General features: G+C 61.1%; 18 protein-coding genes. 13 read left to right on the top strand and 5 right to left on the bottom strand.

Annotated elements, in window-relative coordinates; all coding sequences use genetic code 11:
• Positions 1-281 precede the first annotated feature (281 nt).
• The 5 genes from KGB07_RS25910 to tpx all read right to left on the bottom strand — a co-directional run bounded on the left by KGB07_RS25910 (position 282) and on the right by tpx (position 9961).
• Complete coding sequence (locus tag KGB07_RS25910; protein ID WP_223466974.1) at positions 282-1763, bottom strand: efflux transporter outer membrane subunit; 1482 nt, start codon at positions 1761-1763, stop codon at positions 282-284.
• Entirely contained in the window at positions 1760-4867 is a 3108-nt protein-coding gene (locus KGB07_RS25905; RefSeq protein WP_046037132.1) for an efflux RND transporter permease subunit, read from the bottom strand. The genes KGB07_RS25910 and KGB07_RS25905 overlap by 4 nt, the downstream gene beginning before the upstream one ends.
• Positions 4864-7968 (bottom strand): MdtB/MuxB family multidrug efflux RND transporter permease subunit, encoded by a 3105-nt coding sequence (locus KGB07_RS25900; protein ID WP_223466973.1) that lies wholly within the window; start codon positions 7966-7968, stop codon positions 4864-4866. The genes KGB07_RS25905 and KGB07_RS25900 overlap by 4 nt, the downstream gene beginning before the upstream one ends.
• Positions 7965-9281, bottom strand: a complete 1317-nt coding sequence (locus KGB07_RS25895) for an MdtA/MuxA family multidrug efflux RND transporter periplasmic adaptor subunit (protein ID WP_223466972.1) — start codon at positions 9279-9281, stop codon at positions 7965-7967. The genes KGB07_RS25900 and KGB07_RS25895 overlap by 4 nt, the downstream gene beginning before the upstream one ends.
• A 179-nt stretch (positions 9282-9460) precedes the next feature.
• A complete protein-coding gene (gene tpx / locus KGB07_RS25890) occupies positions 9461-9961 on the bottom strand; it encodes a thiol peroxidase (RefSeq protein ID WP_007974363.1) in 501 nt (166 codons plus the stop codon).
• A gap of 410 nt (positions 9962-10371) precedes the next feature.
• Between tpx and KGB07_RS25885 the strand changes: the two genes are divergently transcribed.
• From KGB07_RS25885 to KGB07_RS25825, 13 genes are all read left to right on the top strand, one after another.
• Positions 10372-10797: a YciI family protein gene (locus tag KGB07_RS25885; protein ID WP_046037136.1), complete on the top strand. Its 426-nt coding sequence runs from the start codon at positions 10372-10374 to the stop codon at positions 10795-10797.
• Between the two features lie 365 nt (positions 10798-11162).
• A complete protein-coding gene (locus KGB07_RS25880; RefSeq protein WP_223466970.1) occupies positions 11163-11954 on the top strand; it encodes a hypothetical protein in 792 nt (263 codons plus the stop codon).
• Between the two features lie 10 nt (positions 11955-11964).
• The gene (locus tag KGB07_RS25875) at positions 11965-13416 is read left to right on the top strand and encodes a DUF1254 domain-containing protein (protein WP_223466969.1); all 1452 of its coding nucleotides are present in this window, start codon (positions 11965-11967) and stop codon (positions 13414-13416) included.
• A gap of 26 nt (positions 13417-13442) precedes the next feature.
• On the top strand, positions 13443-14843 hold the full coding sequence (locus KGB07_RS25870) for a DUF1254 domain-containing protein (RefSeq protein WP_223466967.1): 1401 nt from the start codon (positions 13443-13445) through the stop codon (positions 14841-14843).
• Between the two features lie 12 nt (positions 14844-14855).
• On the top strand, positions 14856-15806 hold the full coding sequence (locus KGB07_RS25865) for a transporter (protein WP_046037139.1): 951 nt from the start codon (positions 14856-14858) through the stop codon (positions 15804-15806).
• A gap of 8 nt (positions 15807-15814) precedes the next feature.
• Positions 15815-16795, top strand: coding sequence for an AAA family ATPase (locus tag KGB07_RS25860; RefSeq protein ID WP_223466965.1), 981 nt, complete (start codon positions 15815-15817; stop codon positions 16793-16795).
• Entirely contained in the window at positions 16795-17739 is a 945-nt protein-coding gene (locus tag KGB07_RS25855; RefSeq protein WP_411741545.1) for a DUF58 domain-containing protein, read from the top strand. Before KGB07_RS25860 ends, KGB07_RS25855 begins: the two co-directional genes overlap by 1 nt.
• Positions 17736-18233: a DUF4381 domain-containing protein gene (locus KGB07_RS25850; protein WP_046037143.1), complete on the top strand. Its 498-nt coding sequence runs from the start codon at positions 17736-17738 to the stop codon at positions 18231-18233. The genes KGB07_RS25855 and KGB07_RS25850 overlap by 4 nt, the downstream gene beginning before the upstream one ends.
• A complete protein-coding gene (locus KGB07_RS25845) occupies positions 18220-19212 on the top strand; it encodes a vWA domain-containing protein (protein WP_223466963.1) in 993 nt (330 codons plus the stop codon). Before KGB07_RS25850 ends, KGB07_RS25845 begins: the two co-directional genes overlap by 14 nt.
• 1 nt (position 19213) lies before the next feature.
• Positions 19214-20794 carry a VWA domain-containing protein gene (locus tag KGB07_RS25840; protein WP_223466961.1) on the top strand — a complete coding sequence of 527 codons (1581 nt, stop codon included), beginning with the start codon at positions 19214-19216 and terminating at the stop codon, positions 20792-20794.
• The gene (locus KGB07_RS25835) at positions 20791-22146 is read left to right on the top strand and encodes a hypothetical protein (RefSeq protein WP_223466959.1); all 1356 of its coding nucleotides are present in this window, start codon (positions 20791-20793) and stop codon (positions 22144-22146) included. The genes KGB07_RS25840 and KGB07_RS25835 overlap by 4 nt, the downstream gene beginning before the upstream one ends.
• Entirely contained in the window at positions 22143-23171 is a 1029-nt protein-coding gene (locus tag KGB07_RS25830; RefSeq protein WP_223466958.1) for an HAD family hydrolase, read from the top strand. Before KGB07_RS25835 ends, KGB07_RS25830 begins: the two co-directional genes overlap by 4 nt.
• A gap of 73 nt (positions 23172-23244) precedes the next feature.
• Complete coding sequence (locus tag KGB07_RS25825) at positions 23245-24825, top strand: arylsulfatase (RefSeq protein ID WP_046037148.1); 1581 nt, start codon at positions 23245-23247, stop codon at positions 24823-24825.
• Positions 24826-24843: the final 18 nt, after the last annotated feature.

Genomic DNA, 24843 nt, shown 5'->3' with positions numbered 1-24843 from the left:
ATCAGTCCGATGAAACGCTTGTTTTAAGGTTTTACATTAACTGGCCTCATGGCCTGAAAATGCCGAGCTAAAGCCTTTGTGGGAGTTGTTACACCGCCAATTGTGGCGAGGGGGCTTGCCCCCGCTCGAGCGCGAAGCGGTCGCAAAAAAGGCGACCATGATCATTCTGCAGGAATGTGGGTGCCAGAATTCAGGGCCGCTTCGCGACCCAACGGGGGCAAGCCCCCTCGCCACAAGCAAGCTCCCTCGCCACAGTTGCCGCTGTGTTCCTCTGATCCGGGTTACTGGCTATCACTCACCTCAAGCTGCCCATCCCAGCCACCCCCCAACGCGGCAATCAACTGCACGCTGGCTAATAATCGGCTTTGCAGCAGGTCCAGATTACTGCGCTCATTGCTCAGCGCCGCCGCCTGAGTCACCACCACATCGATGTACGCAATCAAGCCGGCCTTGTACTGGTTCTGGGTCAGGCGCAACGATTCCCGGGCGGCGTCCAGTGCCTGTTGGCGCACAACGGCTTCGTCCTGAAGCACCTTGAGCTGTACCAGGAAGTTTTCCACCTCGCGGAAACCGTCCAGCACGGTCTGGCGGTACCTGGCCACCGTTTCGTCATAGGCCGCTTCACTGCGGTCGACTTCCGCCGAGCGCTGGCCGCCGTCGAACAAGGTCATGGCCAATTGCGGTCCGACCGACCAGAAGCGGTTCGGCAGGCTGATCCAGTTGGAATAGGTGCTGCTGCTGTAGCCGCCGTTCATGTTCAATGTCAGGTCGGGGTAATAGGCGGCCTTGGCCACACCAATGTTGGCGTTGGCGGCCATCACCGAGCGCTCGGCCGAAGCAATGTCCGGGCGACGCTCCAGCAACTGCGAAGGCAGCGCCGGCGGCACTTGCGGCAACTGCGGGATGTCCTGGCTTTCCGCCAGGCTGAACTCAGCCGGCGGCAGGCCGATCAGCACGGCGATGGCGTTCTCGAACTGGGCGCGTTGCCAGATCAGGTCGACCATATCGGCTTCGGTGCCTTTGAGCTGTGTCTGGGCCTGGGCCACTGCGTCCTTGCCCGATACGCCTGCGCGGTACTGGTTCTCGGTCATCTTCAACGAACGCTGATAAGCCTCGACCGTGTCCTGGAGCAAGCGCTTCTGGCCATCGATCACTCGCAGTTGCAGGTAATTCTGCACCAGCTCCGACTGTTGACTCAGGCGCATGGCCGCCAAGTCGGCAAAGCTTGCCTGGGCGTTGGCGGTGTCGGCTTCGAGGCCTCGGCGCAGCTTGCCCCACACGTCCGCTTCCCAACTGACGCCCGCCTGGGCCGAATACGTGTCGCGAATACCGCTGGACGAACTGCTCAGGCTGGAGTTGCTGCTGCCGGTGCCCTGGCTAGAACGGTTCTTGCTGACGTTCAGGTCCACCGTCGGGAAAAACGCCCCCCGTGCGCTGCGCACCAAGGCCTGGGCCTGGCGGTACTGCGCTTCGGACTGGGCGACGGTCTGGTTGGCGCTGTTGAGTTTTTCGATCAGGTCGTTGAGCTGCCGGTCGCCATACAACTCCCACCACGCGCCGCGCGCCAGGGCATCGCTGGGGTTGGCCTGACGCCAGCCCTCTGCCGCCTTGTACTGCGCAGGTTCGGCGGTTTGCGGGCGCTGGTAATCCGGGCCGACGGCGCAGGCACTGAGCATCGCCACGCACAGTGACAGGCTCAACAGGCGCGAGCCTCGGGCCATGAGCAGCGGTGCAGCCAGGTTGAAAAGCGAACGGTCAGTCATAGCGGAGTTTCCAGAGCAGCATCGGTACGCACCCCACGCCATTTATTGAAGCGATGGCGCAGTTTGTCGAGATAGAGGTAAACCACCGGGGTGGTGTAAAGCGTCAGCACCTGGCTGAAGATCAGCCCGCCAATAATGGTCAGGCCCAGCGGCTGGCGCATTTCCGCCCCTTCGGCGCGGCTCAGCAGCAACGGCAAGGCACCGAGGATCGCCGCCAGGGTGGTCATCAGGATAGGTCGCAAACGTTGCAGGCAGGCGCTGCGAATCGATTCCAGCGGGGCCATGCCCTGGTTTCGTTCCAGCTGCAACGCCAGGTCAATCATCAGAATCGCGTTTTTCTTCACCACGCCGATCAGCAGAAACAGTCCCAGCAACGAAATCAGGCTGAATTCGCCGCCCAGCGCATAGATCGACAGCAACGCGCCGACCCCGGCCGACGGCAAGGTCGAGAGAATCGTCAGCGGGTGAATGTAGCTTTCATACAACACACCCAAGACCAGATACACCGCCACCAGCGCCCCCAGAATCATCCACGGCTGACTTTTCTGAGTCGCCGCGAAAGCGTCGGCTGTGCCGGCCATTTTCGCGATCACGTCTTCCGGCAGGCCAACCTTGGCAATCGCCCGCTCGATGGCGGCACCGCCCTGCTCCACGGTCACGCCTTCAGCCATGTCGAAGGCAATGCTTTCCGAAGCAAACTGGCCTTCGTGGCTGACCCGGTCATTTTCCAGGCTGTTTTCGTAATGGGCGATGGTCGACAGCGGGATCCGCGCGCCGTCAGCGGTGATCACCTGGACCTGCTTGAGGGTGATCGGGTCCTGGGCGTACTTCGGATTGACCTCCATCACCACCTGATACTGGTTGAGGCTGTCGTAGATGGTCGATATCTGCCGCTGGCTGTAGGCGTTGTTCAGCACCGCCGTGACCATGTCCATGTCGACCCCCAGGCGCTTGGCCTGGTCACGGTCGACGATCAGGGTCACTTGCCGGGCGCCGCGGCCTTCCCGCGCATCGATCGCCGTCAGCTCCGGCAAGGCCTTGAGCGCGGTGACGACTTTCGGATACCACTCGCGCAATGCCCCCAGATCCCCGCTCTGCAGGATGTACGAGTACTGCGAGGTGGTCTGCTCACGACCGCCACCAAATTGCAGGTCCTGGTCCGCCATGAGCATCAGTTGTGCCCCGGGCACCTTGGGCATTTCCTTGCGCAGTCGTTCGATGACTTTCTGCGCGGAAATGCTCCGTTCCTTGATCGGCTTGAGGCGCACCAGCATGAAGGCGTTGTTGGTGCCGTTGTTGCCGCCAATGAACCCGGCGACGCTTTCTACCGCTTCATCCTTCAACACAGCCCGGCGGAAAATCTCCATCTTCGGCTGCATCACACTGAAGGACAGGCCGTCGTCACCGCGCACGAAACCGATCAGCTGACCGGTATCCTGCTGCGGTAAAAATGTTTTAGGAACAATCACATATAGCGCAATGTTAACGCCAATTGTCACGAACAGACTGAGCAGGGTCAGGCGCTTGTGACGCAGCACCCAGTCGAGACTGGTGGCGTATTTGCCGACCATCCAGTCGTTGGTCCGCCGACTCCAGCGTTGCAGGCGGTTCTCCTGCCCCGGCGTGTGCGGCTTGAGCCAGCGGGCGCAGAGCATCGGGGTCAGAGTCAACGACACTACCAGCGAGACCACGATGGCTGCCGCCAGGGTGATGGAGAATTCGCGGAACAGGCTTTCAATGATCCCGCCCATGAACAGGATCGACAGGAACACCGCCACCAGCGATACGTTCATCGACAGCAAGGTAAAACCGACTTCCTGGGCACCCAGGTACGCGGCACGCATCGGCCGCACGCCTTCGTCGATGTGCCGGGAAATGTTCTCCAGCACCACAATGGCATCGTCCACCACCAGCCCGGTGGCCAGGATCAGCGCCATCAGCGACAGGTTGTTCAGCGAAAAGCCGTAGAGGTACATCACGGCAAAGGTGCCGACCAGCGACACCGGCACCGCCAGGGTCGGGATCAGCGAAGCGCGGAAGTTACCGAGGAACAGGAACACCACCAGGATCACCAGCGCCACGGCGATCAGCAAGGTCATTTCCGCTTCGTGCAACGTGGCCTTGATCACCGGCGAGCGGTCCATGGCCAGGTTCAGCTTGACGCTGGCCGGCAGCACCGCCTGCAACGCCGGCAACTGGGCCTTGATCTCGTTGACCGTCTCGATGATGTTGGCGCCGGCCTGCCGGTTGATCACCAGCAGTACCGCCGCGTCGTCGTTGAAGAAACCGCTGTTGTAGCGGTCCTCGACGCCATCGCTGACCTTGGCCACATCCTTCAGGCGCAGGGCCGCGCCGCCGTTGTAGTGGATGATCAGCGACTCGTAGTCCTTGGCTTTTTCCAGCTGGTCGTTGGCCTGGACCTGCCACAGCCGCTGATCGTCTTCCACCGAGCCCTTGGGCCGGCGCACGTTGGCATTGGCGATGGTGTTGCGCACATCGTCCAGGGCCACGCCGTACTGGTTCAGCGACTGCGGTTCGAGCTCGATACGTACCGCCGGCAGCGAGCTGCCGCCGATCTGCACCTCGCCAACGCCCTGCACCTGGGACAGGCTCTGGGACAGAATCGTCGAGGCCAGGTCATAGAGCTGGCCTTTTTCCAGCACATCGGACGTCAGCGACAGCACCATGATCGGCGCCTGGGACGGGTTGACCTTCTTGTAGGTCGGCATGCTGCGCATCCCGCTGGGCAGCAGGGTGCGCGAGGCGTTGATGGCCGCCTGCACTTCCCGCGCCGCGCCGTTGATGTCGCGGTCCAGGTCGAATTGCAGGATTACCCGGGTCGAGCCCTGGCTGGAGCGGCTGCTCATGGTGTTGACCCCGGCAATGCTGCCGAAGGAACGCTCCAGAGGCGTGGCCACGGTCGACGCCATCACCTCGGGGCTGGCCCCGGGCAGGCTGGCCTGGACCACGATCACCGGAAAGTCCATTTGCGGCAGCGGCGACACCGGCAGCAAACCGAAGCTGACGCCGCCCAGCAGCATGATCGCCAGGCTCAGCAGCATGGTCGCGACCGGGCGCTTGATGAAAGGTCCGGAAAGGTTCATGGCTGCTCTACCGCTTCCACGGACTCAGGCTTGCGCCCCCAGCGCCGACCGAGACGGTCGAAATACAGGTAAATCACAGGCGTAGTGAACAGGGTCAGAATCTGGCTCAGCAACAGGCCGCCAACCATCACCAGACCCAGCGGCTGGCGCAGCTCTGCGCCGGAACCGGTGGCCAGCATCAACGGCACGGCACCGAACAGCGCGGCCAGAGTGGTCATCAGGATTGGCCGGAAACGCAGCAAGGCGGCCTGATAGATCGCCGTTTGCGGGTCCATGCCCTGGTTGCGCTCGGCATCGAGGGCGAAGTCGATCATCATGATCGCGTTCTTCTTCACGATGCCGATCAGCAGAATGATGCCGATGATCGCGATCATGCCCAGGTCGTTGCCGCTGAGGATCAACGCCAGCAAGGCGCCCACCGCCGCCGACGGCAGGGTCGAGAGAATGGTGATCGGGTGGATGTAGCTCTCGTAGAGCACGCCCAGCACGATGTACATGGTCACCACCGCCGCCAGAATCAGCAGCAAGGTGCTCGACAGCGAGGCCTGAAAAGCCTCCGCCGCGCCCTGGAACTGGGTCTGCACGCCAATCGGCATGCCGATGTCCTTCTGCACTTGGTCGATGATCTCGACCGCATGCCCCAGCGCCACGCCGGGCGCCAGGTTGAAGGACATCATCACTGCCGGGAACTGACCGATATGGGTGATGGCCAGTTGCGCCTGGCGCTCTTCGATGCGCGCCAGGCTGGACAGGCGCACCTGCCCGCCATCGGTGGTCTTGACGTGAATCTGCTCCAGCGCCTGCGGGCCGATCTTCTCGCCGGACTGCGATTGCAGCACCACGCGGTACTGGCTTGCCTGGGTGTAGATCGTGGAAATCTGCCGCTGACCGAAGGCGTCGTACAGCGCATCGGTGATGTTCGACACCGATACACCGACCCGTGATGCCGCATCGCGGTCGATCACCAGGTAGACCTGCAAGCCCTTGTCCTGCAAATCGCTGGCGACGTCGGTCAATTCCGGCCGGTCGGCCAGGGCCTCCACCAGACGCCCGCTCCACAGGCTGAGCAACTCCGAATCCGGTGACGACATGCTGAACTGGTACTGCGTGCGGCTGACCCGGTCTTCGATGGTCAGGTCCTGCACCGGCTGCATGAACAGGCGGATGCCGACCAGTTTGTCCAGTTCCGGTTGCAAGCGGGCAATCACTTGCGTGGCGCTCAGGTCGCGGTCTTGGTGCGACTTGAGGTTGATCAACAACCGACCGCTGTTGAGGGTCGAGTTATCGCCATCCACGCCAATGTAGGAAGACAGGCTCTCGACCGCCGGGTCGGCCAGGATGACCTTGGCCAGTTCCTGCTGGCGCTCGCTCATGGCGGCGAAGGAAATCGATTGCGGCGCTTCGGAAATGCCCTGGATGACGCCGGTGTCCTGCACTGGGAAGAAGCCCTTGGGCACCACCATGTACAGGAATACCGTCAGCGCCAAAGTGCCAATGGCCACCATCAGGGTCAGCGGCTGGTGCTTGAGCACCCACTGCAATTTGCGTCCGTAGGCGGCGATCATCCAGTCGATGAATGCGCCGCTGGCACGGTAGAAGCGACCCTGCTCTGCTTCCTTGGGTTCGCGCTTGAGCAACCGCGCGCACATCATCGGCGTCAGGGTCAGGGAAACGACAAGGGAAATCAGGATCGCCACTGCCAGAGTGATGGCGAACTCGCGGAACAACCGCCCGACCACGTCCGCCATGAACAGCAGCGGAATCAGCACGGCGATCAGCGACAATGTCAGGGAGATCAGGGTGAAACCGATCTGTTTGGCGCCTTTGAGCGCGGCGTTCAGCGGGCTGTCGCCTTCTTCGATGAATCGGGAAATGTTCTCCAGCATGACGATCGCATCGTCCACCACGAAACCGGTGGCGATGGTCAGGGCCATCAGGGTCAGGTTGTTGACCGAGAAGCCTGCCAGGTACATCACGCCGAACGTACCGATCAGCGACAGCGGCACGGCCACCGACGGAATGATCGTGGCACTGGCGCGACGCAGGAACAGGAAGGTGACCATGACCACCAGGGCGATCGCGATCAGCAATTCATGCTGCACGTCCTTGACCGAGGCGCGGATGGTCTGGGTGCGGTCGGTCAGCACTATCACGTCGAGGCCGGCCGGCAGGTTGTCGGTGATGCTCGGCAGCAGGGCCTTGATCCGGTCCACTACCTCGATCACGTTGGCGCCGGGCTGACGCTGGATGTTCAGCAGCACGGCCTGGTTCTCGTTGGCCCACGCAGCCAGTCGCTCATTCTCGGCGCCGTCGACGATTTCCGCCACGTCCTTGAGTCGCAGCGGTGCGCCATTGGCGTAGGCCAGGATCAGGTTGGCGTAGTCCTTGGGCGACGTCAGTTGATCGTTTGCATCGAGCATCGAGACCCGGGTCGGGCCGTCGAAGTTGCCCTTGGGCTGGTTGACGTTGGAGGCGCCGATCAGGGTGCGCACATCCGACAGGTTCAGGCCATTGGCGGCCAGGGCCTCGGGGTTGACCTTGATCCGCACGGCCTGACGCTGGCCGCCGGCAATGCTGACCATGCCGACGCCGCTGATCTGGGCGATTTTCTGCGCCATGCGCGTATCGACCAGATCGTTGAGCTTGGGCAGCAGCATGGTCTTGGAGGTGATGGCCAAGGTCAGCACCGGCGTATCGGCCGGGTTGACCTTGTTGTACACCGGCGGTGCCGGCAGGTCCTTGGGCAACAGGTTGGTCGCGGCGTTGATCGCTGCCTGCACTTGTTGCTCAGCCACGTCCATGTTGATGTCGAGGCTGAAACGCAGGGTCAGCACCGACGCCCCGCCGGAACTGGTAGAGGCCATTTGCGTCAGGCCGGGCATTTGCCCGAATTGCCGCTCAAGCGGCGCGGTCACCGCGCTGGTCATGACATCCGGGCTGGCGCCGGGGTACAGGGTCATGACGCGAATGGTCGGGTAATCGACCTGGGGCAATGCCGACACCGGCAGCAGCCGATAGGCGATGACGCCGGCCAGGATAATGGCCAGCATGCTCAGCGTGGTGGCTACCGGGCGAAGGATGAACAGCCGCGAGAGATTCATGCGCCGCCCTTTTTCGCCTTGTCGGTGGTCGCAGGCTCAGCCGCATTGACCGCCGACTTGCCTTGCAGGTGTTCGGTTGGCGTGGTCGGCACGTCCTGGCTGTCATTGACCACCTCCACGTCGCTGCCTTCCTTCAGGCGGTCAGTGCCTTCCAGCACGACCCGGTCGCCCGCCGACAGGCCTTCTGTGATCACTGTGTTCACGCCGTCACTGGCGCCGACTTTCAACTGACGGATCTTGACTTTCTTGTCACCGTCCAGGGCATAGGCGAACGTGCCATTGGTGCCGAACTGGATTGCGGCAGAGGGCGCCAGTACGATGTCTTTGAGGGTGTCGGCCAGCAGGCGCACGTTGACGAACTGGTTGGGGAACAGCAACTGATCGCGGTTCTCGAAACGGGCCTTGAATTTCAGGGTGCCGGTGGTGACGTCGATCTGGTTGTCCAGGCTCTGCAATACGCCAGTGGCTTGCAGTTTGGTATCACCGCGATCCCAGGCTTCAGCCGACAGTTTGGCGCCGCTGCGATAACGGGTCAGCACCGTGTCGAGGCTGTTTTCCGGGAGGGTGAAGGCCACGCTGATCGGTTGGGTCTGGGTGATGATCGCCAATGCGGTAGTGTCGTTGGCCGCGACCAGGTTGCCGACGTCCAGTTGACGCAGGCCGACGCGTCCGGTGATCGGTGCGCGGATCCGGGTGAATTCGAGGTTAAGTTTGGCGTCGTTGACCGCCGCCTGATTGGTCTTGACCGTGCCCTGGAATTGACCGACCAGCGCTTCGGCGGTGTCCAGGGTCTGCTTGGCAATACTGTCTTCACGGTACAGACCGCGATAGCGCTCGACGTCGACCTGGGCATTTTTCAGCTGCGCCTGATTCTGCAGCAAGGTGCCCTCGGCCTGAAGCAAGGCATTCTGGTACGGGCGCGGGTCGATTTCGGCCAGCAGGTCGCCGGCCTTGACCATCTGCCCTTCTTCGAAATAGATCTTGACCAGCTCACCGCCGACGCGACTGCGGACATTGATGGTGTTCAGCGCCGTGACCGTGCCCAGCGCCTTGAAATACAGCGGGAAATCCCCCTTGACCGCGGGCGCCACTCGCACCGGTACCGGCCCGGACGCGCCACCGAATCCAGGGCGCATCCCGCCTGACCTGCCGGTATGCCCGGCGACGGCTTTCTGCCCCGTAGCCTCTTTGGGTGCAGCGCTGCCGGGCCAGAATTTCCAGCACAGGCCAGCGATGACCAACAGGACAAGCAGGCCGAACAGCCAGCGACGAGGACTACGGGAAGCGGAGGATTGCATTGAGTGATCAACCATTGGGCGCGTGGGCTTTTTTACATGAGGCTGAACGATAAGCACTGGCGGGTTTTAAGCAAAGCGCCTTTACCGGCAATTTACCTTCGGCTTACGTAACAGGAGTTTTGTGTAAGACACTGAAGCACAAATGAAAACGGCCTGGACAGAGCCAGGCCGTTAACAATTGTAATGGAGCTAACTTACTTGAGAACGGCAAGTGCCGCTTCGTAGTTCGGCTCGTCAGCGATTTCACCAACCAGTTCGCTGTGCAGCACGTTGTCGTTTTCGTCCAGAACCACCACGGCACGGGCAGTCAGGCCTTTGAGCGGGCCGTCGGCAATGGCAACGCCGTAGTTCTGGATGAACTCGGCGCCACGCAGGGTCGACAGGTTCTGTACGTTTTCCAGACCTTCGGCGCCGCAGAAACGGGCTTGGGCGAATGGCAGGTCAGCGGAGATGCACAGAACAACGGTGTTGGCCACGTCGCTGGCCTGGGCGTTGAACTTGCGCACCGAGGTAGCGCAGGTCGGGGTATCAACGCTTGGGAAGATGTTCAGCACTTTGCGCTTGCCGGCAAAGTCTTTCAGGGTGACGTCGGACAGATTGCCGGCAACCAGAGAAAAGGCTGGTGCCTTGGAACCGGCTTGTGGCAGTTGGCCGTTGACTTGAACCGGGTTGCCTTTAAGGGTGACTTGAGCCATGAACGGAGTCCTTCTGAACGTTGTGGTGGAGAATTTTGACGAGGCCGAAGTTAACCATGAAATTGTCCTACGACCTATGGCCAAACATAAATTGTCATGTAACAGGGCACAAAACTGGATACAACCTACAAATTTGTGGGAGCGAGCCTGCTCGCGAAAGCGAAATATCATTCAACATCGCCAGTGTCTGATCTGACGCCATCGCGAGCAGGCTCGCTCCTACAGGGTTCGTGTGTGAGCCGAACAAGTCGTCAAAAGTACAGAGTACGCCCTCACCCGCCGCTAGCCGATGTTCATGACGAAAGGCACGCGACACGCCATCGACGAAAACTTTTGTTAACACTCTGTCGAATTGCTCCACCGTCGTTCGACTATAAATCGAGCCACTCAACTGCAACGGAGACGAGACCATGCGATTCATGATCATCATCAAGGCCAGCCAGGATTCCGAAGCCGGCGTCATGCCCAGCCAGGAACTGTTGACGGCCATGGGCAACTACAACGAAGAACTGGTCAAGGCCGGTATCATGCTCGCGGGCGAAGGCTTGCACCCGAGCAGCAAAGGCGCACGGGTAAAGTTTTCCGGTGACAGACACACGGTGATCGACGGCCCCTTCATCGAAACCAAGGAGCTGATCGCCGGTTTCTGGTTGTGGAAAGTGAAGTCCAAGGAAGAAGCCATCGAATGGGTCAAACGCTGCCCCAACCCGATGCCGGGCACCGAGGCCGAGATCGAGATTCGTCAGGTGTTTGAAGCCGAAGATTTTGGTGCCGAGTTCACGCCGGAACTGCGCGAGCAGGAAGAGCGGGTTTGGGAGCAAGCGAAGAAGAACTGAGGTTGACTGAACCGGCTATCGCTTCAGTTTCCTGTGGGAGCGAACCTGCTCGCGAAGTGGTCGTCACATTCAACACCAATATTGACTGACAGACCGCCTTCGCGAGCAGGCTCGCTCCTACATTGGCTAGATGACCACTTAACTTATTCGGGCAAGCCCTTGATCCGTATTAACTTTTTAGTACACGAAATTAACGAGAAACCGCACACAAAACCAAAGAATTAATCCATTCAACTGGATAACCCGTGGTTAACTGCTAACTTAATCCGACGAGTCCTACAGGCTTGATCGGAAAGGGATTACGCAGTTATGGCTGAACATAAGGGGCCGCAGGCCCAGTCAGCCACCAGGGAACCGGGGGATTAATGTCTAAGAATTTGGGGAAGTACGCCTTTGTCTGGGTGACTTCACTCGCGCCTGCTTTTTGTGCTCACGCGGATAACGCCGAGACGGCCAACAAAAGCAACAACCCGCTGAACCTGGCACCAGGTGTCAACCTGCAGGATTACTACACCCCCAAGCTGTTCGATACCAACGCTCACACCAACGATGCGCTGCTGCGCGGCGCCCTTCCGATGGCAGCCAATGACGTCATAGGCGTCCCGCAGTTGCTGCGCGTCACGCTCCCCGTCAGCACTCGTCCCGATCCGCATAACGGCTACAGCACCGGCATCGGCGACCTCAACGTGTTTGATATTTTCCTGCTCAAGACTGAAGGCGTGCAGTTGGGCGTCGGCCCGCAAATCACTGCGCCGACCGCCGAGCAGGATGAGTTGGGAACCGGCAAATGGCAGGCCGGACTGTCCGCCATCGCCATCGACTCCTCACCGCGTGGGCTGCTTGGCGCACTGGTGCAGTACCAGAGTTCGTTCGCCGGTGATCACGACCGCCCTCACGTGGAATCCGCCACCTTCCAGCCGTTCATCATCCACAACCTGGAAAAAGGCTGGTACCTGCGTTCCACAGGCACCTGGACGTTCGACCTGAAGAACAACACCCATTACATCCCACTCGGTTTGGGTGGCGGCAAAGCCTGGAAATCCGGGTCCAATATCCTCAACGCCTTTATCGAGCCGCAGTGGACCGTCGACCGCAAAGGCGACGGCTTGCCACAGTTCACGCTGTACGCCGGGATCAACGTCACCTTCGGTAAATAAGGACTTATATATGCACGGTGCAATTCGCACTGCCGGTTTCAGCCTGTTGGCCCTGTTCGCCAGTTGCGGCGTGGGCGCCCAGGAACTTGATACCCGCATCGGCAAAATTGCCATGGACGGCGAACTGCCGGCCCATGAGTCGATTGCCAGGCTTTATGCCGAACTGGACTTCCAGCAGGCCACACAGAGTTATCTGTGGGCCTTGCCACTGGTGTCCTATGCGCAATGGCAGGAAGAGTTTCGCGACAAACTGGGCGCCCACAGCGGCGACCTGATGGTGCTCAACAGTTACGAAGACAAGCTTGGGGTGATCACGGCCAACGCCACCACGCCGTACATCCTCGGGTTTGTCGATCTCAACGAAACCGGGCCGCTGGTGATTGAACTACCACCTGGCCCGACTGCCGGTGGCGTAGGCGATTTCTGGCAGCGGGCGATCATCGACATGGGCCAGACCGGTCCGGACAAAGGCAAGGGCGGCAAGTACCTGGTATTGCCACCGGGTGCCGAGCTGCCGGCGGATGCCCATAAATACTACCTGGCCAAATCCGAAACCATGAACGTGCTGGTGGGCTTTCGCGTGCTGGACCCAGACCCGGCCAAGGGCAAGGCGCTGGTCGAGCAGTTCAAGATGTACCCGTATGCGAAGCGAGCGGAACCTGCCAAAACCAGACTGCTGTCTCCCGGTGGTAAAGCCTGGTCCGGCACCCAGCCTCGTGGCCTGGCGTACTGGGAGCGTTTGCACCAGATCATCCAGAAAGAACCGGTCAATGAACGCGACCGTTTCTACATGGCCATGCTGGCCAGCCTGGGCATCGAGAAGGACAAGCCTTTCAACCCCAACGACAAGCAACGCGCGGCCCTGGAACAGGGTGCGCAGGTCGGTGAACTGATCGCCAAGGCCAACACCTTCGCCAAGCGTTTCCCCAATGCCCGATTCTGGCCGGACCGGCAATGGGACAGCGTGCTGAACATCGCCGATCCGTCCCAGCGCGTGGCCTATTACGACCAGTTGTGGGAACGCAGCGCCTGGTTCTACGAGGCGGTGACCAACACCAAAGGCATGGTCTCGAAAACCCCGGGGCTGGGCCAGACCTACCTCGGCGCCTACACCGACAACAAGGGCAACTGGCTCGACGGCGGCAAAAGCTATCGCCTGCACGTCGGCGCCAACCCGCCTGCCAGGCAGTTCTGGTCGATGACCGTATACGACATCGACAGCCGCTGCCTGATCGATAACCCGCAGCGCAAGGCCGACCTGTCATCCCGTCAGGACTTGAAGAAAAACGCCGACGGCTCGGTGGACCTGTACTTCGGCCCGACCGCGCCAAAAGGTTTCGAAGACAACTGGGTGCAAACCCTGCCGGGCAAACACTGGTTCAGCTATTTCCGCCTGTATGCGCCGACAGAAGCCTATTTCGACAAGAGCTGGAAACTCGACGACATCACGGCTGTGCAATGACGCCGGAAGTTCAATAAGGGATGTATATGAATCACCGCATTTTGTTCACCGGCCTTGCACTGACCCTCAGCACCAGCGCCTGGGCCGACTTCACCGCCACCCCGGAGGAAGCCCGGGCCATCGCCAGGGAAGCCTACCTGTACGGCTTTCCGGTAGTAGAGATGTACAAGACGCTCTATACCCAGGCCGTGGACAAGAAGAGCCCGAACTTCAAGGCGCCGTTCAACCAGATCGGCAACACCGCCAAGGCCTTCACCGCCAGGGACACTGCGTTTGTCACGCCGAACGCCGACACGCCCTACTCCTTCGTCTGGATGGATTTGCGCGCCGAGCCACTGGTACTGACCCTGCCGCCCATCGAAGAGCATCGTTACTACTCGGTGCAACTGATCGATGCCTATACGCAGAACTTTGCCTACCTGGGCACCCGCAGCACCGGCAACAACGGCGGGCATTTCATGATCGCCGGGCCCAACTGGCAGGGCCAGCAACCGCTGAACATCGACCGCTTGCTGCGCAGTGAAAGCAACATCGCCTACGCGCTGTATCGCACACAACTGTTCGATGAGAAAGATCTGGCCAAGGTCAAGCAGATCCAGAAGGGCTACAAGGTTGAACCCCTGAGTCATTACGACAAACATAAGGCGCCGACGGCCGCACCGAAGATCGACTGGCCAAAACCCACGCCGACCATGAGCGAAACCCCGGACCTGTTCCGCTACCTGAATTTCATGCTGGCGTTCGCCCCGGCCCAGGACGTGGAAAAGGAACTGTTGGCACGCTTCGCCAAGATCGGTATCGAGGCAGGCAAGCCTTTCAACGTGAATACACTCAGCGCCGAGCAGCGCAAGGCGCTTGAAGACGGCATCAGCGACGCCAAGGCCGGGTTTGCCGAGTTCAAGAAAACCAAAGTCGATACCCACGAGGTCACCAGCGGTGATTTCTTCGGCACCCGCGATCACCTCAAGGGCAACTACCTGTACCGCTATGCCGGCGCCAACATGGGGATCTTCGGCAATTCCGCCGAAGAGGCGAACTACATCGGTTATTTCGTCGACAAGGACGGCAAACCGGTCGATGCCTCGAAAAATGACTACACCCTGCATTTCGACAAGGGTGCCCTGCCCCCGGCCGATGCGTTCTGGTCCCTGACCATGTACGACGGCAAGAACAAACTGCTGGTGGCCAACCCGCTCAATCGCTACCTGATCAACTCGCGCATGCTGCCTGACCTCAAACTCGATGCCGATGGCGGCCTGACGCTGTACGTGCAGCACAAGGCGCCGGCCAAAGACCTGCAAAGCAATTGGCTGCCGGCACCGAACGGACCGTTCTACGGGATATTGCGCCTGTATTTGCCAAAACCGGAAGTCAGCAACGGCGAATGGAAAATGCCGCTGTTGAACCCCGTCACTCAAAAACAATAAGTGGAGTCAGTCATGATCAGGCCTTTCGTAGTGCGCCCCCTGTTATTGGCGCTGTGCATGGTCAGCGGCAGCCCGTTGGTACTGGCGGCTGAAGGTGGTGTCGGACGGCCGATTACCGGCCAGCAAGTGTTCTCCAATGCCGGGGTCGTGCCGCCGGAGCCCGGCTGGGTCATGTCCCTGACCAGCATCTGGTACGACGGCGATCTCAAGGGCAACGCCCAAATTCCGTTGGTGGGTGCCGCCAGTACCGCGCTGGACATGAAGGTTTCTTACACCATGGCCAACTTCACCCATGTCTGGGACACCGGCAAGGGTCGCTGGAACTATGCATCGGCCGTCGGCGTTCCGGTGCAGTACACCGACATCTCGGCCAACATCACCGGGCCCCGCGGCCGAACGCTGGGCTCCTCGGACACCGGCACCCAGTTCGCCGACATGCTGGTGACACCGATTGCCGCCGGCTATCACTTCGACGAACTCAACCACATTGCGTTCTCGCTGCCGATCTACGTGCCCACCGGCGCCTACAACGACGATCGCCTGGCCAACCCCGGGCAGAACAACTACACCTTCATGCCGACCGTGGCCTTCACTCATCTGGACGGCAAGGGCGGCGAATTCACGCTGTCGAGCGGCCTGGAGTTCTACACCGAGAACGACGCCACCGATTATCGCAACGGCAACATCTACACCCTCGATGCGTTGTGGACCCACGGCTTTGGCAACGGTTGGAACGCCGGTATCGCCGCCGGTTACATCCAGCAGATCACCGATGACTCGGGGTCCGGCGCCGACAGCGGCTTCCGCGGACGTTCCGTGGGTGCCGGCCCGACAGTGGGCTGGACCGGCAAGTTCGCCGACGCCCAGGCCAACTTCAATGCGCGCTGGGTGCCGGAGTTCGACACCAAGAACCGCCCTGAAGGTAATGGCATCAGCGTCAACATGACCCTGGCGTTTTTCTAGGAGACCCCATGAGCACACTCGACGACCTCAATGCCCTGCAAGCCAGCATCGCCGAAGCGGTGCTCGGCCAGGACCAGGTGATCCGGCAGATGCTCGTCGGTTTGCTGGCCAACGGGCATTTGCTCCTCGAAAGCCTGCCCGGCCTGGCCAAGACTCGCACGGTCAAGTCACTGGCCAGACACCTGGACGCGAAGATGAGCCGCATTCAGTTCACCCCGGACTTGCTGCCGTCGGACATTACCGGCGCCGAGGTGCTGCATCAGGTCGAAGGCAAGAACGAAATCCGCTTCCAGCCAGGTCCCCTGTTCGGCAACCTGATCCTCGCCGACGAAATCAACCGTGCGCCGGCCAAGGTCCAGGCGGCGTTGCTCGAAGCCATGGAAGAGCGCCAGATCACCGTGGCCGGCAACAGCCATGCGCTGCCGGACCTGTTCATCGTGGTCGCTACCCAGAACCCGATCGAACAGGAAGGCACCTATCCGCTGCCGGAAGCGCAGATGGACCGCTTCCTGATGAAAGTGCTGCTCGATTACCCGAGCGCGGAAAACGAAAGCCAGGTGCTGCGTCTGCTGCGCGAAGAAGAACAGGCCCTCGGCGCCAAGACCGCTGCCGTGCAGGGCTTCTCCCTGTCTCAGGACGTGGTGTTCGCCGCGCGCCGTGAAGTCAGTGCCGTGCACGTCTCCCCGGCCATCGACCGCTACCTGATCGACCTGATCAACGCCACTCGCCACCCGGCCGATTACGACGCCGACCTCGGGCGCTGGATCAGCATCGGCGCCAGCCCCCGCGGCGGCATTGGCCTGGACCGTTGTGCCCGGGCCGACGCCTGGTTGCAGGGCCAGGATTTCGTTTCTCCGGACAACGTCCGCGCCGTGGTGCACCCGGTGCTGCGCCATCGCCTGCAACTGAGCTACGACGCAGTGGCCGATGGCGTCAGCGCCGATCAGGTGCTCGACCGTCTACTCGATAAAGTGGCGATTCCTGCCTGATGTCCATGAACAGCGCCGACGGCCTGGTGTATGTCTCTCTGGCGCAGTTGATGGCCCTGGAGTTCAAGGCCCGTGACCTGAGTTTTCTGGCGCGTCAGCCCCAGGGCAGCATCCTGGCCGGCAACCACGCTTCGCGCTTGCGTGGCCGTGGCTTGAACTTCGATGAACTACGCCGTTATCAGCCGGGAGACGATTTGCGTCACCTCGACTGGCGCGCGTCCCTGCGCACCGGCAAACCGGTGGTACGGACTTTCACCGAAGAGCGCGACCGCCCGGCCCTGATCCTCGTTGATCAGCGCATGTCGATGTTCTTTGGCTCGCAACGCTGCTTCAAATCCGCCATCGCCGCCGAACTCGGCGCCCTGGCGGCGTGGATGGTGTTCAACGCTGGCGACCGCGTCGGTGGACTGGTCTTCAACGATCAACGCATCGATAGCATCGCCCCGCTGCGCAGCCGCAAACGGATCGAAGCGCTGTGCAGCCGCATCGCCCAGCAGAACCAGGCACTCAATGCCGCCAACCCGGACGCCGAAGGCGAAGACCAGCTCGACAAGGTCCTGCAGCACTGCCTGGCCGTGGCCGGTCACGATCACCTGATCTGCATCGTCAGCGACTTCGCCGGGGCCGGCGAACGCACCTTGCAACTGATGCGACAACTGGCGGCCCATAACGATGTGATTGCCATGCAGGTCTACGACCCGCTGGCGCTGAACCTGCCGAAAAACGGACGCGTGCTGGTCACCCAAGGCCAATTGCAGGTGGAGCTGGCGGTGGATCGGCAACAGGTGCATCAGCCGCTCGGGGATTTCCTCAGCGGACGGCTCAAGGACGTCGCGACCTTGCTGCGCCGCAGCCAGGTGCCGTTGATGATGTTCAGCACGGCTACAGAAGCCCACGAACAACTGCGTGCCGAACTGGGCAAGTTTGCCGGAGGGCGCCGATGAACCCCGCTATCCCGAGCATCGACCAACTCAAGGAAATGGCACTGCCAGCACCGGTCAGTTATGCACCGCAAACCTGGGGTTGGTGGGCGTTGCTCGCACTGTTGATCGTTACGCTGCTGGTGCTGGGTGCGCGGCGATACTGGCAATGGCGGCGCGATCGCTATCGGCGCGAGGCGTTGGTACGGCTGGAGGAGTTGCAGCAGCGCAGTAATGACCTGAGCGCGTTGCGCGAGCTTCCCGAATTGCTCAAGCGGGTCGCGATCTCTATGCCGAACGCGAAACCTGTGGGATCTCCTGCGGCGTTGGGGAAAGAGGACTGGCAGGTGTTTTTGCAGCGGCACAGTAAACAGCCCCTACCCGCCGACTTCAGCCAACAACTCTCGCTACTGGCCTACGCCCCCGACGCCGCATTGCGGGCCATGCCCACTGAACAGCGCCAACAGCTGTTCAGCACCTGCAAAACCTGGGTGGAGCGTCATCATGTGGCAGCTTGATTACCCTTGGCTGCTGATCCTGCTGCCGCTGCCGTGGTTCGGCTATCGCTTCCTGCCCGATTACCGTGAGGCGCGCAGCGCCGTGCGTGTACCGTTTTTTGCGGCGATGAGCCGTGCTGTCGGCCAGACACCGAGCCAGGCCGGCACCCGCAGCAACCGCTGGCAATTGCTCCTGAACCTGCTGGTCTGGACGCTGCTGCTGGTAGCGGCGAGCCGGCCGGTGCTGGTGGAAAAACCCATCGAACGCCAGCAGCCGGTGCGCGACCTGATGCTGGCCATCGACATTTCCCAGTCGATGGAAACCACCGATTTCACCGACGCCAATGGCCAGAAAATCAATCGCCTGGCCGCGGTCAAGGAAGTGGTGCACGGGTTCATCGACAAACGTAAAGACGATCGAATCGGACTGATTGTGTTCGGCACCGGTGCCTATCCGCAGGCGCCGTTGACCCTCGACCACGCCAGCCTGTCACTGCTGCTGGACGACACCGGCATCGGCATGGCCGGCCCCAACACGGCCATCGGCGACGCCATCGGCCTGAGCCTGAAACTGCTGGACCAGGCCCACGAGCAGGAAAAAGTGCTGATCCTGCTCACCGACGGCAACGACACCAGCAGCGCCATCACCCCGGATCACGCGGCCGCCATGGCCGCGGCCAAAGGCGTGGTGATTCACACCATCGGCATCGGCGACCCGAATGCCGAGGGCGAAGCCAAGGTCAACCTGCAAGGCTTGCAGGACATTGCCCACGCCACGGGCGGACGCTTCTTCCGCGCCGAAGACCGCAACGCCCTGGATCAGGTCTACAGCACCCTCGACAAACTCACCCCGCATCAGGTGAAAACCCTCAGCCACCAGCCCAAACGCGATCTGTTCTGGTGGCCGCTGGGCGCTGCCATTGCCCTATTGGCGATTTATCACCTGGGCGCCCTGCTGCTTCCACGGCTGATGCTTGCCCGTCAACGGCAGGAGGCCTGACATGGACATCAACCTCAGCGACTTCCATTTCCTGCGCCCCCTGTGGCTGTTGCTCGCGGTGTTCGGCGCCTTGCTGCCACTGCTGTGGCGGCGCAACCAGGACCTGCAACGACGCCTGCGCAGCAACATCGCCGCGCACCTGCTGCCGCATCTGCTGATCACCCCGCAAGACCGGCAACGCCTGCGTCCGGTGCATCTGGTGTGTGCGCTGCTGGTAATGGGCGCCATCGCCGCCGCAGGACCGACCTGGGAACAGGATCGGCCGGACTTTCTGGAAAACCGTGCGCCGCTGATCATCGCCGTCGACCTGTCGCCCTCCATGGACGCCAGCGACGTTCCCCCCAGTCGCCTGGAAGCGGTCAAGCACAAGCTCCACGACTTGATCCAGCGCCGCGCCGGTTCGCGCAATGCCCTGATTGCCTACGCTGGCAGCGCGCATCTAGTGTTGCCCGCCACCGACGATCCGGCGCTGCTCGATACATTCATTCAGGCCCTGAGCACCGACCTGATCAACAAACCGGGGAAAAACGTCAGCGCGGTCATCGATCAGGCCAAACGTCTGCTCGCCGCCGAGAAAACACCCGGCACCCTGCTGCTGATCACCGATGGCGCCGACACCTCGGCACTGGCCGGGCTAGGCAAGCAACTGGCGGACAGTGCGCTGCAAGTGCTGATACTGGCGGCTGGCAGCACCGACGGCGGGATCATCCGCGATGCCAGCGGCCAGCCACGCACCGACAGCAACGGTCGCCCGCAAATGGGCAGCTTCGATCAGGACGCCCTCAAACAGCTTGCCTCAACGCTGGATGCCCCGCTGGGCAGCCTGACCCTCAACGATGACGATCTGGACTGGATCGAACTGCACGCCGAGCAGCACTTCCAGGCAGCCAGTGACGAACAGCGTGAACTGCACTGGAAGGACGCCGGTTACTGGCTGTGCTGGCCGCTGTTGCTGATCGCCTTCTTCTGCGTACGCAAGGGCTGGAGCCTGAACTGGATGGCCGGCCTACTGCTGGCGGTGGACCTGAGCCTGCAACCGGCGCCGGCACAGGCCAACGCGCTGACCGATGCTTTCTTCACCCGCGACCAGCAAGGTCGCTGGGCCTTCGAACATGAGCACTACCCTCAGGCCGCGGCGCTGTTTGTCGATCCGTACTGGAAAGGCGTGGCCGCCTACAACGCGGCCGAATTCGACCTGGCACTGGCCAGCTTCGCGCGGCTCGACACACCGCAGGCGTATTTCTACCTGGGCAACATTTATGTACGGCGCTTCAAGTTCGATCAGGCCATCGCTGCGTATAACCAGGCGCTGAAGTTGCAACCGCAGTTCCCGGAAACCACGGCCAATCTGGCCCTGGCCATTGCCTTGCAGAAAGACACCGAAAGCGCCGAGAAAAACACGCCAGAGGTCAAACCCGACGAAATCAAGATGGACAAGGCGCCGGGTAAAGGACAAAGCAAAAAGGTGGAGACCCAGCAAGCGGCCTCGGATAAGCAATGGTTGCAGAACCTCACCACATCGCCGGCGAAATTCCTCAAGCAGAAATTCAGCTTGCAGGATCAGGCGGGGGCTAAACCATGATCAGCCTGAAAGTCCGAGTCGCGGCCATCGCGAGCAGGTCAATCACCACAACGCTCGGCGCCCTGCTCATCGGCCTGATCAGCCTCAACACATTCGCCGCCGACCCTCAGCTGAAAGTCCAGGCCACCCTGCAACCCGCCGGCCCCGTCATGGTCGGCAGCCTGGTCGAGTTGCAACTCGATGTCTTCACCGACTCCTGGTTCACCAGTGCCCCCACCCTGCCCGACCTGAAACTGCCCGGCGCATTGGTGATGCCACCGGACGGCCATGCCGAGCACATCAACCAGACCTTCGACGGCCAATCCTTCAGCGGCATGCGCTACAGCTACCTGATCACCCCGAACCTGGCCCAGGGCTTCGACATTCCGGCACTGACGGTACAAGCCACACCGGGTCAGGCCAGCCACGCACTCAGCGCCCAGAGCCAGCCTTTGCATTTCAACGCCGCGCAACCTCCGGGGTTCAAGCCCGGTGAGGCGGTGCTGGTAGCCCAAGGGCTGCGGTTTACCCAGAAGACCGTCATTTCAGCCACGCCACTGAAGGTCGGTGACAGCATCACCCGGGAGCTGACCTTGCAGGCCGACGGTGCCCTGGCCATGTCACTGCCGACACCGACGCTGGACGACATCAAGGGCCTGAGCCGCTACCCGAAAGCACCGCAAATCCGCAATCTGGATGACGGTCGCGGCAACTTCAATGGCGGCCAGCGCATCGACAGCGTGACCTACCGGATCGACCAGGAAGGTAACTACTCCCTGCCCTCCGTCGAACTGAAATGGTGGGATGCCGGCACCCAGCAAACCCGCACGGCCACGGTGCCTGCCGTGACCTTCGACGCGGCCGCCAACAGCGCCTACAAGCCGGTGTTTTCAATCACCGAGGACCTGAAGAAGCTCGGCCAGCAGAATCGCCTGCACCTTTCCGGGCACTGGTTCGGACTATTGGCACTGGTATTGGCGGTGGTGGCACTCGGCTGGTTCAGTCGCCCGCTCGTACACCGCACGCACCTCAACTGGCAAGCCCGACGCCGCGCCCGGCACGCCGCCTGGCTCTTGTCCGCCGACTACGCGTGGCGGCAGATCCCGGCACAAATCGAAGGCAAACCGGCGCAACTCAGTGCCCTGTACCTGTGGACCCGGCGCAGCCGCCACGGCCTGAAACTGACCGGTCTCGGCCCGCGCCTGCAAACCTTCCTGCGCGCCTGTTATGGCCGCGATCCGGACAAAGAACAGGCGCTGCGCCAAATCGGGGAATCCTTGTCTACGCTGCATAGTCAGGCCGAGCGCAACAGAGAATCAGTCTCTTCTGCACTGCATCCGCTCAACCCCGTTCACGAGAAGGATTTCCCATGACGAATTCGATATCGCTACGCCATCATCGCGGATTCAGTTTCCTGCTGACCCTGGCCTTGAGCCTGCCGCTGCTGGTGCAGGCTGCCGAACCGCTGCCCTCGTGGAACGACGGGCCGTCGAAAAAGCAGATCATCGAATTCGTGCAGACGGTCACCGATCAAAGCAGCAAAGACTTCGTCAAGCCCGAGGAGCGCATTGCCGTGTTCGACAACGACGGCACCTTGTGGAGCGAGCAGCCGATGTACTTCGAGTTGCTGTTCGCCCTGGAGGAAGTCAAACGCACCGCTCCGCAGCACCCTGAATGGAAAACCACCCAGCCGTTCCAGGCAGTGCTGGAAAACGATCACAAGGCCCTGGCTGCCAGTGGCCTTGAGGGCATGATGAAAATTTTCGGTGCCACCCACACCGGGATGACCACCGAAGCCTTCGATGACTACGCCAAGACCTGGCTGAGCCAGGCCCGCCATCCGAAAACCGGCAAGCCGTACACCGAAATGATCTTCCAGCCGATGCTGGAAATGCTCGACTACCTGCGCGGCAAGGACTTCAAGACCTACATCGTCTCCGGCGGCGACACCGGGTTCATGCGCGCCTTCGCCGAGAAGGTCTACGGCATTCCACCCGAGCAGGTTATCGGCACCACATTCGTCACAACGTTTGACTACAAGGATGGCAAGGCGTCGATCCTGCGCACGCCAAAACTGGCCCACAACGACGATGGCCCGGGCAAACCGGTCAGCATCGACGCGGTGATCGGTCGTCGGCCAATCCTCGCTTTCGGCAATTCCGACGGCGACCTGCAAATGCTCCAGTGGACCGCCGCAGGTCCCGGCAAACGCTTCATGGGCCTGGTGCATCACACCGACGCCAAACGCGAATGGGCTTACGACCGGCAGTCGCAGATCGGTCGCCTGGACAAGGCCCTGGACGAAGCACACAAACGTGGCTGGACAGTCGTCGACATGGCGTCCGAGTGGCGTCGGATCTACCCGTTCGATGCCGCCACACCCGAGCAAGTGCAATAAAAAGACGTAACGCAGGACCGCAATAAACGTTTGTCGCAGTACGCGACGCAAGTGAGCATAAGGAGCCAGTCAGATGACTCGCATACGTAAGTGGATACCGAAACTCGCCCTGGTGGCGACTACGGTCATGGCGTTTTCGGCAACCGCCGGGGCCGCTGAAAAACCCAACATTCTCGTGATCTTCGGCGACGATATCGGCCAGACCAACATCAGCGCCTATTCCATGGGCGTGGTCGGCTACAAGACTCCGAACATCGACCGCATCGCCAAAGAAGGCATGATGTTCACCGACTACTATGCGGAGAACAGCTGCACGGCCGGACGGTCATCGTTTATCACTGGCCAGACACCATTGCGCACCGGTTTGTCGAAAGTCGGCATCCCGGGTGCTCCGGTGGGCTTGCAAAAGCGTGACATCACCATTGCCCAGGCGCTGAAGTCCCAGGGCTATGCGACCGGCCAGTTCGGCAAAAACCACTTGGGCGACAAGGATGAATACCTGCCGACCAACCACGGTTTCGACGAGTTTTTCGGCAACCTGTACCACCTCAACGCTGAAGAAGAACCCGAGCGCCCTTACTGGCCCAAGGACGACGCTGCCTTCGTCAAGGCCAACACCCCGCGTGGCGTGATCCACAGCTTCGCCGACGGCAAGATCGAAGACACCGGCCCGCTGAACACCAAGCGCATGGAAACCATCGACGACGAAACCACCGCCGCCGCGCAGGCGTTCATCGAGAAACAGGCCAAGGCGGACAAACCGTTCTTCGTCTGGATGAACACCACCCGCATGCACTTGTTCACCCACGTGCGCGAGTCGATGAAGGGCCAGAGCGGCATGCCCGGCAACGATTACGCCGATGGCATGATCGAGCACGACGGTGACGTCGGCAAACTGCTGAAAACCCTCGACGACCTGAAAATTACCGACAACACGATCGTCGTCTACACCACCGACAACGGCCCGAACCAGTTCTCCTGGCCGGACGCAGCAACCACGCCGTTCCGTAACGAGAAGAACTCCAACTGGGAAGGTGCCTACCGGGTTCCGGCGATGATTCGCTGGCCTGGCAAGATCAAGCCGGGGGAAGTCTCGAACGAGATGTTCTCGGGCCTGGACTGGTTCCCGACCTTGCTTGCAGCGGCAGGTGATGCCGAGGTGAAGGAAAAACTGCTCAAGGGCTGGGCTCCAACGTCTGGCGGCAACAATTTCAAGGTTCACCTGGACGGCTACAACCAAATGCCTTACCTGACCGGCCAACAGCCTAAAGGCGAGCGTAAGGAGTTCTACTACTTCAACGACGACGGCATGCTGGTTTCCATGCGTTTCGACAACTGGAAAGCGGTGTTCTGCGAGCAGCGTGCGCCGGGTGGTTTCAAGGTCTGGAGCGAACCGTTCGTATGCCTGCGCGTACCGAAGATCTTCAACCTGCGCATGGACCCGTATGAACGTGCCGACGTGGTTTCCGATCAGTATTACGATTGGCAAACCAAGAACGTCTACCTGGCTGCGGTTGCCGTGGGCAAGTCGGCGGCATTCCTGCAAACCTTCATCGACTATCCACCTAGCCAGAGACCGGCCAGCTTCAGCATCGACCAGATCCGTGCTGCGGTAGACGCCAAAATCGCTGAAAAAATGAAAGCTGCACAGTAAGACCGCTGGACTGCCGCT

The organism is Pseudomonas sp. GL-RE-26 (assembly GCF_019956275.1).
GTDB classification, from domain to species: Bacteria; Pseudomonadota; Gammaproteobacteria; order Pseudomonadales; family Pseudomonadaceae; genus Aquipseudomonas; species Aquipseudomonas grandcourensis.
This window is presented reverse-complemented; position numbering and strand designations above follow the sequence as displayed.